Annotated in this window: 6 protein-coding genes; 5 read left to right on the forward strand and 1 reads right to left on the reverse strand. The window is 67.6% G+C overall.

Features of this window, described 5'->3' with window-relative positions:
* The first annotated feature begins 11 nt into the window (after positions 1 to 11).
* The 5 genes from AC07PA_RS22315 to AC07PA_RS22335 all read left to right on the forward strand — a co-directional run bounded on the left by AC07PA_RS22315 (position 12) and on the right by AC07PA_RS22335 (position 4,249).
* Positions 12 to 413 (forward strand): DUF5329 family protein, encoded by a 402-nt coding sequence (locus AC07PA_RS22315; protein WP_494606459.1) that lies wholly within the window; start codon positions 12 to 14, stop codon positions 411 to 413.
* Positions 414 to 534: 121 nt separating this feature from the next.
* The gene (locus tag AC07PA_RS22320) at positions 535 to 1,242 is read left to right on the forward strand and encodes a MerR family transcriptional regulator (protein ID WP_494606457.1); all 708 of its coding nucleotides are present in this window, start codon (positions 535 to 537) and stop codon (positions 1,240 to 1,242) included.
* Complete coding sequence (locus AC07PA_RS22325; RefSeq protein ID WP_494606455.1) at positions 1,233 to 1,538, forward strand: hypothetical protein; 306 nt, start codon at positions 1,233 to 1,235, stop codon at positions 1,536 to 1,538. Before AC07PA_RS22320 ends, AC07PA_RS22325 begins: the two co-directional genes overlap by 10 nt.
* A gap of 177 nt (positions 1,539 to 1,715) precedes the next feature.
* Positions 1,716 to 3,647 (forward strand): YhgE/Pip family protein, encoded by a 1,932-nt coding sequence (locus tag AC07PA_RS22330; RefSeq protein ID WP_494606453.1) that lies wholly within the window; start codon positions 1,716 to 1,718, stop codon positions 3,645 to 3,647.
* 110 nt (positions 3,648 to 3,757) lie between these two features.
* On the forward strand, positions 3,758 to 4,249 hold the full coding sequence (locus AC07PA_RS22335; protein WP_494606451.1) for a hypothetical protein: 492 nt from the start codon (positions 3,758 to 3,760) through the stop codon (positions 4,247 to 4,249).
* Between the two features lie 35 nt (positions 4,250 to 4,284).
* On the opposite strand, the gene AC07PA_RS22340 is transcribed toward AC07PA_RS22335, so the two are convergent.
* Entirely contained in the window at positions 4,285 to 11,274 is a 6,990-nt protein-coding gene (locus AC07PA_RS22340) for a DUF4347 domain-containing protein (RefSeq protein ID WP_494606449.1), read from the reverse strand.
* Positions 11,275 to 11,582: the final 308 nt, after the last annotated feature.

The following is an 11,582-nucleotide window of genomic DNA, read 5'->3' on the forward strand; positions in this document are numbered from 1 at the left end:
CCTCTTCGACCATGGCGAAACCTATGCTGCGCACTTTCATCATTCTTTGGTTCTGTCTGGCTACGGGCATTTCGGGCGCGGCGCCCGCAGCCGCGTCGGTGCGCGGCGAGATCGACGCCCTGCTGGCCGCGCTCCAGTCCTCGGGCTGCGAGTTCCAGCGCAATGGCTCGTGGCACAACGCCGCGGAGGCCAAGACCCACCTGCTGCGCAAGCTGGAATACATCGAAAAGCGCAGCACCCTGCCCAGTGCAGAAAAGTTCATCGAGCTGGCCGCCTCGTCGAGCAGCGCCTCGGGCCGGGCCTACGAGGTCCGTTGCAACGGCGCCGTTCAGCCCAGCGCCCAGTGGTTTGGCAAGCAGCTGCAAAAGATCCGTGCCCCCGGTGGCGCGGACGCCCCATCCCCCACCAGGTGAGTGCACCGGGCCCACGGGCACGCAGGGGTCGCCAGGGCCTTGCAGTCCCCAGGCCTTGACCCGGCCCCAGGGGCCGGCCCGAGCATGGGCATCCTTGACAATGGAACAAAGGATGACGGGCATGTCGATTTCCCACAGGCGCTGGGGCGCCGCGCAGGCCAGCCGGGCGCTGGGCGTTTCGGCCAAGGCGCTGCGCATCTACGAAGACCATGGCCTGCTGCGGCCGCAGCGGTCGGATGCGGGCTACCGCCTGTATGCCGAGGCCGACCTGGAGCGTGCGCGTGCCGTGGTGCAGCTGCGCGCGCTGGGCCTCACGTTAGCCCAGGTGGCTGCCGCGCTGCAGGGCGACGCCGGGGCTTTGCAACTGGCGCTGGCGGCGCGGCAGGCCGAGCTGGAGGGGCAGTTCCACCAGACCCGCCACGCCATCGACCAGGTGAAGGCCTTGCGTGCGGGCATAGCTGAGGGCCAGCCGCTACGCACCGTGGACCTGGCGGCAACGCTGCAGCCGCGCGCCTTGCCGGTGCTGTCGTTCACGCTGCCCTGGCCCTGGAATGGCGAGCGCTTCGAGCTGGCCGAGGTGCGGCGATTGAACTACATCGTGGGGCCGCTGGGCAGTGGCAAGACACGGCTGATGCACTGCATTGCGGCAGCGCTGCCGGGCTGCACCTACCTGGACGAGGAGCGGCGGGGACTTGCCGCGCCCGATGGCGCCATCGACTCCGAGCTGGCTTGGCTGGGCGAGGAGGGCGCCACGGACTCGCCAGCCCTGCGCATGGTGGTGCAGGCCGTTGTCGCCGATGGCGGCGGACACCGCTGGTGGTGGAGATGATCGAAAACGGCCTCGATCACGCCACGCAGGAGGCGCTGGTGCACTGGCTGCGCCGCCGCGCGCGGCAGGGTGCGCAGGGGGAGGGCGCGCCGGTGTTCATCATGACGAGATCCTCGGCCATCCTGGATCTGGATCTGGTGGGCCCACACGAGACCATCGTGCTGTGCCCGGCCAACCACACCGTGCCCCAGGTGGTCGCGCCCTATGGTGGTGCAGCCGGGTACGAAGCCCTGGGCAGTTGCCTGGCCACGCCGGCTGCGCGGGCGCGCCTGGCCGCAGGGCCGCTGGCTACATAAATCTTTACACATTTACGCGGTGCCGCCGAGCGCGCAGTGCCTGCGAATCCGCGCGGTTCAAGGCACACTCCGGGTCATAAAAAGGCAAGCTGCCACGAGGCTTGCAGCGCACCGCTGCAAGGACCTGTCCGGCCTTGCCTTGCAAAACACAACACCACCAAAGCCGACCCGCTGCCCATGCGCCTGTTCCGCAACGCACTGCGCGTCTCGCTGCTCGAGGCGCGGCTGTTGCGCAGCTTTCCCAAGCTGCGCTGGTCGCTGCTGGGCGTGGTGGTGATCCCGGCGTTCTACGCCTTCATCTACCTCGAATCGGTGTGGGACCCCGTCAGCCACACCGGCAACCTGCCGGCCGCCATCGTCAACCTGGACCGCGGCGCCATGGCCAACGGCCAGGCGGTGAACCTGGGCATGGAGCTGGCGCAGACGCTCAAGGACAAGCAGCAGTTCGGCTTCTACGAAGAGGGCGACCCCGATGTGGCCCGGCGTGCCGTGCGCCAGGGCAAGAGCCTGTTCGCGCTGGTCATCCCGGCCGATTTCAGCGCCGGGGCCATGGCTGCAGGCTCGCCCGGGGCCGGCAAGCTGGTGGTGTTTGCCTCTGAGGGCAACAACTACGCGGGTGCCGGCTTTGCACGGCGCTTTGCCGAGGAGCTGGGGCACCAGGTCAACGAATCGCTCAACGAAAAGCGCTGGGAGGTGGTGCTGGGCGCCAGCTCCTCGGCGGCCGACAGCCTGCAGCGCCTGCACGAGGGCGTGGCCCGCCTGCGCGAGGGCGCGGCGGCGCTGCACAGCGGCATGGGCAAGGCCGAGGGCGGGTCGGCGCAGTTGGCCAAGGGCGCCACTGAGCTTTCCGGCGGAGTGGCTCAGCTGGGCGATGGCATGAAGCAGCTGGGCGCAGGCGCGCGCACGCTCGATGCGAAGAAGCCCGAGGCGACGGACCTGCAGGCCCTGAAGAGCGGCGCCACGCAACTGGCCGGCGGCCATGAGGAGCTGCGCCGCACCCTGCCACAGCTCGAAGAGGGTGCGCAGCGCCTGGCCGATGGGGCCGGGCAGCTGCGCGATGAATCCAAGTCGCTGCTCTTTGGCGGCGACAAGGTCTCTGGCGCCGCCGGGCAACTGGCCGATGGCGCCAGCCAGTTGCAGGGCGGCCTGCAGCAGGCCAGCCAGGGCCAGACGAAGCTGGCCGAAGGGGCAGGGACCCTGTCCCAGGGCGTGGCCCAGATGGCGGACGGGTTTGGCGCCTATGCGGCCGGCGCATCCACCCTGGCGGCCAAGGTACCGGCCGATGCAAAAGTGGACCAGCTGGTGGAAGGCAGCAAGGCGCTGGCAGGCGCCGCCAGCGAGCTGCGCACCGGCCTGTTGAAGGTGAGGGACGGCTCCTCGCAACTGGTGCTGGGGCTCGACACGCTCGAGGCCTCGCTGCCCTCGGGCGGCCCGGGGATGGAGGGCACGGCCAGCGGCCTGGCGATCTCGGTCAAGCCGCAGATCGAGATCGACGCGCCGGTCAAGAACAACGGCATGGGCCTGGCGCCCAACTTCATTCCCATCGCGCTGTGGCTGGGCGCGGTGATGACGGCCTTCATCTTTCACCTGCGCCGCCTGCCCGACGAGGCGGCGGGCTACTCGCGCGTGTCGCTGCTGCTGGGCAAGCTCGCGGTGCTGTGGAGCGTCAACCTGGTGCAGGCCGCCTGCGTGCTGCTCATGGTCTGGTTCATGCTGGGCATACAGGCTGTCAATACCCTGGGCCTGGCGCTGTCCATGGCGGTCACCTCGCTGACCTTCATGCTCGTCATCCTGGCGCTGGTGCGTGCCTTTGGCGACGTGGGCAAGGCCATCGCGCTGATTCTCATGGTGCTGCAGCTGTCCTCGGCAGGCGGCGTGCTGCCGGTGGAGCTAACCAGCGCCTTCTACCGCGACATCAGCCCCTGGCTGCCCTTCACCTGGTCCATCAAGGCCGTGCGCGCCAGCGCCTTCGGCGCCTTGGGCGGCGAGTGGGGCATGGCGCTGGCCGTGCTGGGGCTGTTCGCGGCCGGGGCCTTCGTGTTCTCGCTGCTGGTGGGGCAGTGGAAGTTCGTGCCGCCCGAGGAGCACCGGCCGGCGATGGACATTTGAGCCGCGCCAGTGTGCGCTGGCCGGCTCCGGTGGGGTGACGGGAGGGCAGCCAGGCGAGGGAAGCCGGTGGTAGATTCGTCCAGCCCCTGATTCCCTTGCTGCAAGCACCCATGTCCGCCATTCTGTTCCTGCTGGTCCTCCTGTTCTGGGTGGTCGTTGCGTCGGCACTGGCGTTCAAGCTGGTCCAGCGGATTCCCGTCGCCCTGGGCGCCAGGGTGGTGTTGGGGCTGGTGGTTGTGCCGCTGCTGTTCGTGGCGCCCATGGCCGACGAGATCGCGGGGGCGCGGCAGTTCGAGGCGCTGTGCCGGCCGGAGAGCGCCGTCCAGGTCCACTTCAAGGTGGCCCATCCACGCGACCTGCGCCAGGTCCACAAGGGGCACGGCACGGTCGCCGGCCGGCTGATCCCCATCAGCGTGGAGCAGACGGACTACCTGGACCGAAAAACGGGTGCGGTGGCCGCATCCATCAAGGCCTACAGCACCGAAGGGGGTTGGTTCTCGCGCAAAATCCTGCGGGGCTGGGGCCCCTGGTTCGGGCGCGGGGAGTGCAGCCTGAAGCCGGGTCAGGTGCGCCAGCTGCTGACCACGGCCGGCACTGTGTGAGGCGGGGCGGCCCGTAGCGCGGCGCCCCCTGTCGCTCACGCGAACTCGATCCCCTTGGCGCTGAGCCCCACCAGGTCGATGCGGGCAGCATTGGCATCCAGGTTGGCAGCCATCACCACCAGATCCGCCGCAGACACGCCGCCGGCCATGATGTCGGTGAGGATCTTCAGCTCCGACTCGGTCCCCGCGCGGCCCGCGATGTTGGTCCACAGAGTCTGCGCGATCTGCGTGCTGGTGCTTGCCCCCACCAGCTGCAGCCCCAGGCCGGCGATGGTCTGGCTGCTGGCCCCGGCATCGAGCAGGCGGATCACCTCGCCCACCACGCCCTTGTTGGCCAGCATGCCGGGGCCGGCCAGGGCACCGAGCAGCTTGGCCGCCTGGCCGGCATGGCCGTTCAGGTCCAGCGCCAGCTTGGTGTCCGTGAGGGTCACCCGCTCCACGTTCGTCACATCCAGCATGGCCCCATCGGTCAGGCGCTGCAGGGTGTAGCTGCCGTTCGGGTTGTGCTGCACGAAGGTCTGGCCCAGCGTCGCTGGGATGACCACGGTATCGATGCCCGCGCCCCCATCCACGAAGCGGGCCAGGCCCAGGGTTGGGCTGATGGTGTTGTGGCCGGCGTCCCCGGTCACGGTAACGTCGCGGACAGCATCCACCCGGATAGCGCCGGAACTTGCCATGCCCTCCAGCAACTGCGAAGGCGTCTTGCCGGCACTTTGCGCGGGGAAGAACTGGGCGAACAAGGTGGCCACCTCCAGCGCCGTCTTGCCCGTCAGGCTCTGGATGATGGCCCCTTCGCCCTGGGTCAGGTCCCGGCCAATCCACTTCTGGAACAGGTAGGCGCCAGCTTCTTCTGCAGCACTGTGCGCCACCGTGAGGCTCGGGCCGGTCGCAAAGCGCACCTGCTCCACATCGACGAGCCAGTCCGAGATACCGGAGGCGGTGTGCGTGAGCTTGATGCCTGCGCCTTCGAGGGTCACGGTGTAGTCGCTGCGCGTCCCCTCCTGGATCGCCACATCGAAGCCGGTACCGCCATTGAGCTTGTCGCTGCCCGTGCCACCCGAGAGCAGGTCATTGCCGGCACCGCCAAACACGATATCGTCACCCGCATCGCCATAGACTTGGTCATCCCCGGCCTCGCTGCCCACGGTGTCGTTGCCGCCACCGCCGTGGATGGTGTCGTCATCGGGGCCCAGCACGATCCATTGGTTGCCGTTGTCGCCGCTGGCCGCGTTCTGGCCGGCCCCACCGATCAGGCGCACATTGCCCACCACGGCGATGAACTCGATGTTGTCCACCTGTATCACCGTGCCCGAGGGCAGGGCGCGGGCATCCAGGATGACGGCCTGCTTGCCATCGGCCGGGTTGTTGCTGCCGGTAATCACCAGCGGCTGTGAGCCATCGTAGCCAGCGCCGATAGAGGGCTTCAAGATCTGCACCGACAGGGGCTCGTTGGGTGCCAGCGTGGCATAGAACACCTGGCCGGCATTGGTCAGCTCGGGGTTGTTGCCGGTGACCCGTTCGATGCGGAATCCCAGTTCCGCCAGGGCCGCCGCACCCGCCGTGCTGGTGGTCAGGCCTTCGGCCTGCAACCCGACCCCCGTGGGCACCCCCACCGAGACGATGGGGGTACCATTGGGCGAGGTGACCAGGGGGATGTCGGCCAGGGGAGAGGGGGTGCCCGGGGTGTCGGGCCGGGTGGGCAGCACCACCGGGATGGTGATGACGGTGGAGCCGCCGGGGCCGGGGGCGGTGGTGACGGGCACGCCGTCGATGGGGGTGCCCGGCGGGGTGGAGGTGCCGCCGCCCTCCGAGGGGAATCCTCCCACCGTGACGCCATTGCCCGTGAGGTCGGCTATCACCACGGCCGCATCGGCGCCGGGGTTCCAGTCCTCGGCCAGGGCGATGTTGTAGAGGGTGCCGCCGGTGGAGGACGTGCCCTCCTTGTTGAGCAGCAGGTTCACGGCCGCCTTGTCGGCGGCGCTCAGCGTCAGGCTGAAGCTGGTGGCGCTGGTGATCTCCGCATTGGCGGTATCGGTCAGCGCATAGGTGCCGCCCTGGCCGGTGAAGGTCAGCTTGTTGGCCACGATGTCGTTGGCCGCACCCGCGCTGCCCAGCAAGCCCGTGCCGGTGACCACCAGCACGCCGGTGGCCACGTTGTAGGTGCTGGAGGTGACCGCCGGCACGGCCACATTGCTGGTGGCGACCCCGTTGGTGGCATCGACCACCACCACGGCAGCGTCCGCCCCGCCAGCCCAATCCTCGGCCGCAGCCAGGTTGTAGAGCGTGCCCCCCGTGGAACTGGTGCCGTTCTTGTTGGTCAGGGCACTGACACCCGTGCGGTCAGCCGCGCTCAGGGTCAGCGTGAACGACGTGCTGCTGGTGATCTCCACATTGGCCGTGGTGGTCAGTGTGTAGGTGGCACCGCCCTCACCGGTCAGGGTGAACCTGTTGGCCACGATGTCGTTGGTGGCGCCCGAGAGGCTGGAGAACCCGGTGCCCGTGACCACCAGCGCGCCGGTGGTGACGTCGTAGGTGGCGCTGGTGATGGCCGGCAGGGGGACGTTCGATACGGTGACGACATTGCCCGTGAGGTCAGCGATGCTGCCCCCGGTGACCACACTGTTCCAGTCGTCTGCGGCCGCGAGGTTGTAGGCGGCTCCACCCGTGGAGGCCACGCCATTCTTGTTGAACAGCGCCTCGACGGCGGCGACATCGGCACCGGCCAGGGTCACCGCAAAGCTGTTGGCCGAGGTGACCTCCACGTTGCCCGTGGTGGACAGGGTGCGGGCAAGGCCGCCTTCGCCGCTGAAGGCCAGGGTGGAGACCGTGATGTCGTTGGTGGCGCCCAAGGTCTTGACCAGTCCGGCGCCGGTGACCGTGAGGACATGGGTGGTCGCGTCGTACGTCGCGCTGGTGATGGTGGGTGCCGTGACGTTCGACACCGTGACGGCATTGCTGGTGAGGTCGGCGCTGCTGGTGCGGCTGGCATCCCAACTGGCGGCGGCGGCGAGGTTGAAGGTGGTGGTGTCCACGGCAGAGGTGCCGTTGGTGTTCAGCACACCGTTGACGGCCAGTTGGTCTGCGGCGTTGAGCGCGACCGTGAAGCTGGTGGCGCTGGCAGCCGTGACGTTGGCCGAAGTAAGGGTGTAGCTGCCCCCTGCCTGGCCCAGGACCGACAGCTTGGAGACATCGATGGTGTCGCCGCCGACGATGTTCAGGGCCGAGACCGAGAGCACTCCCGTGCTGGCGTCGTAGGTGGCGCTGGCAATGCCGGGCGCGGCGTTCGATACCGTGATGCCGTTGAGCGTGAGGTCGGCGATGTTGCCGCCGGTGATGACGCTGTTCCAGTCATCGGCAGCAGCGATGTTGTAGGTGGTGCTGCTGGCCGCAGTAGTGCCGTTCTTGTTGAGCAGGTTGTTCACGCCGGCGATGTCGGCCCCGGTCAGGGTGACCGAGAAGCTGGTGGCTGAGGTGACCTCGACGTTGCTGGACGTGGACAGGATGTAGCTGGCACCACCCTCGCCGGTAATGGTGAGTTTGTTGACCGTGATGTCGTTGGTGGCACCGACGGTCTTGACCAGGCCGGTGCCGGTGACGACGAGCACGTTGGTGGTGCCGTCAAAGGTGGCCGAAGTGATCGTTGGCGCGGTGACGTTGGACACGGTGACGCCGTTGCTGCTGAGGTCGGCGCTGCTGGTGCGGCTGACGTCCCAGCTGGCGGCGGCAGCCAGGTTGAAGGTCGTGGTGTCCACGGCCGTGGTGCCGTTCTGGTTCAAGACGCCGTTGATGGCCAGTCGGTCTGCGGCGTTGAGGGTGACCGAGAACGAGGTTGCGCTGGCGGCGGTGACGTTGGCGCTGGTCAGCGTGTAGCTGCCGGCCTGGCCGGTGAGGCTCAATTTGGAGACATCGATGGTGTCGCCGGTGACCATGTTCAGGGCCGAGACCGAGAGCACTCCCGTGCTGGCGTCGTAGGTGGCGCTGGCAATGCCGGGCGCGGCATTCGATACCGTGATGCCGTTGAGCGTGAGGTCGGCGATGTTGCCGCCGGTGATGACGCTGTTCCAGTCATCGGCAGCAGCGATGTTGTAGGTGGTGCTGCTGGCCGCAGTAGTGCCGTTCTTGTTGAGCAGGTTGTTCACGCCGGCGATGTCGGCCCCGGTCAGGGTGACCGAGAAGCTGGTGGCCGAGGTGACCTCGACGTTGCTGGACGTGGACAGGATGTAGCTGGCACCACCCTCGCCGGTGATGGTGAGTTTGTTGACCGTGATGTCGTTGGTGACACCGATGGTCTTGACCAGGCCGGTGCCGGTGACCGTGAGCACATTGGTCGAACCGTCGAACGTAGCGCTGGTGATCGTGGGCGCGGTGACGTTGGAGACCGTCACGCCGTTGCTGGCAAGGTCGGCCGGCGACGAGCTCGTCACTTCCCAGCCGGCAGCGGCGGCCAGGTTGAAGGTGCTGGTGTCCACCGCCGCAGTGCCGTTGCTGTTCAGGATGCCGTTGATGGCCAGCTTGTCTGCCGCGTTGAGCGTCACCGCGAAGGCGGTGGTGCTGCTGGCCGTGACGCTGGCGGTTGTCAGGATGTAGCTGCCTGCCTGGCCGGCGAGGCTGAGCTTGCTGACGTCGATGGCGCCGCCGTTGTTGAGGTTGGTGCCCGTGACCGACAGGACGCCGGTGCTGGCGTCGTACGTGGCGCTGGAGATGGAGGCCGGGGCGTTGGAGACGGTGATGCCATTGCCCGTGAGGTCGGCGATGTTGCCGCCGGTGACCACACTGTTCCAGTCGTCGGCGGCTGCGATGTTGTAGGTGGTGCTGCTGCTGGCCGAGGAGGTGCCGTTCTTGTTGAGCAGGGCATCGACCGCAGCAATGTCGGCACCAGCCAGGGTGAAGGTAAAGCTGGTGGCCGAGGTGACTTCGACGTTGCCGGTGGTGGTCAGGGTGCGCGCGGCACCGCCCTCGCCGGTGATGGTGAGGGCGCTGATGGTGACGTCGTTCGTCACACCGAAGGTCTTGACCAGCCCCGTGCCCGTGACGGTGAAGACATGGGTCGTGCCGTCGTAAGTGGCGCTGGTGATGGTGGGCGCGGTGACGTTGTTGACCGTGATGCCGTTGCTGGTGAGATCAGCCCCCGCACTCGCAGACCAGTTGGCTGCTGCGGCCAGGTTGAACACCGTGGTGTCCACGGCCGTGGTGCCGTTGTTGTTCAGCAGGCCATTGATAGCCAGCTTGTCTGCAGCATTCAGGGTGATCGAGAACGATGTGGCCGTGCTGGACGTGCCGGCCACAGTTGTCAATGTGTAGGAGCCTCCTTGGCCGGCTATCGCAAGCTTGGTCTCATCGATGGCGCCCCCATTGGGCATGTCGACGCCAGTAACCACCAGAACACCCGTACTGGCGTTGTAGGTGGCGCTGGTGATCGTGGCGGGGTTGTAATTGACGTCCAGCGTTCCGCCATTGCCATAAATTTTGGCGACCGCGGCCGGAGACGACCCGACGATGGAGCCGCCATTGACCACGGTCCCCACCGCACCGCTGGCACCGGCATTACCCGTCATCGCGCTGTAGTTGCCGGCGGTAATGTGGACAGTGCCGCCCTGGTTCCAGATGGCGCCCACGCCCTTGCCACCGAGACCCTGGCTGTTGCCTGCGCCACCACCGCCACCACCGCCACCACCGGCACCAATGTTGTTGGTGATGGCAGAGGTGCCAATGATGTTCAACGTGCCGGTGTTGTAGATGGCGCCGGTCGCGGCGCCACCGGCACCGCCGGTAGCGTCCCAGCCGGATCCGCCGCCGCCGCCGCCTACCGTGACACTGTTTGCGGTGCCGGTTGCGCCCGCGCCGCCGTTGCTGTAGCCACTGGAACCGAGGGCACCCGCGCCCCCTCCGGCAGAGGTGCCGCCAAGTCCACCCATATTGGTAGGGTGCCCGAAGCCGCCACCATTGCCACCGCTGCCGCTACCGCCGGCGTCACCGTTGTACGCGCCGCCACCATTGCCGGCATTGCCGCCATTGCCACCGCCGATACCGCCAGCGCCACTGCCGCCGCCGCCGGCGCCGCCGACAGAAGGATTGGCCGCACCTCCTCCGCCACCGCCGCCTGTCGCAAAGTTGGCGGTGATCGTCGTGTTTTTGATCGTCAAGGTGCCCGCGTTCAGGATCGCGCCACCATTGCTGCTGCCGCCAGCGGTAACGGTGTAGCTGGTGCCGCCGTTGCCTGACACCAGGCCATGGGTGAGGGTTGCGCCATCCAGCAGCACCGTGCCGGTCGTGATGTTCATGACGCGGCTGGTGTAATTGGCATCGATGACGACGTCCGGTGTGCCGTTATCGTCCAGGTCGAAATCGAGGGTCAGGTTCTTGTTGATGACGAGTTCGCCACTGCTCAGCGTCACGGTGCGGCTGGCATTCGATGTGATCGTATCTCCCGCCCCCGCCACCGCGATGGCGTTGCGCAAGGAGCCCGCGCCGGTGTTGTTGCCATTGGTAATGGTCACCGTCGCCAGTGCATGGTCGTAGTAGGCGGCGATTTCGGCAGAGATGACGGGGGACGCTTCCACCTGGCCCGTGGTGATCTCCAGCTGCCAGTCTCCACCCGCGCCCGTGCGGTCGTCGCTGGCCGCCACGTCGGCCCCCGTGAGTGCCGCCAGGCTGGAGACGAACTCTGCACCTGCCTCGCCCTGCGCCAGGTTGCAGGCATACACCAGCAGGTCGCCATCGGCCGTCATGCCGCGCCCGATGGCGGCCAGGGCCTCGCTCTGGCCGGCCAGGGTGCTGGCGTCCAGGAAGGTGGTGCCCAGCCACATCTGGCCTTCGCTGCCGTGGGCCAGCACATGCACTGCGCCCGCGTCGCCACGCTCACCCAGCGTGGCCGCCATCTGCGCCAGGCCGTCTTCGCCGGCCTTCAGGTAGACCAACTGCGCGCCTGGCGGAAAGCCCTTGAGCAAGGTGTCGGCGTCCTTGACGCGGCTGTCGACAAAGATGATTTCGCGGGCGGCCGTATCGTTGGTCTGTAGGGTGGTCATGGTGCTGCTTCAGTGGAATAGGTGAATGGGCTGCCCGCTTGCGGCCGGTGCGCGCACGCGCGTGTATCGCGTGCCGGAACGGGGCCTCTGGTACAGGTGATCAAGGGGTTGCCGGGCTGATTGCAGGGGGTGCACATGCGCCAGCGATGGATCAACACAGGCGAAACGCAAGCGATGCGGGCACTTGGCGGCAGGTGTGGTGGCGTGGAGCGCTCAATGCATGCGGGTTCGAGGCATCTGGTGCGTTCATTCAAAGACAAGGCTTGCAGCCGAAATCCCCTTTTTGGGGCGACGGTTGAAAGTAAGTG

Source organism: Acidovorax sp. GW821-FHT09B03 (assembly GCF_059418305.1).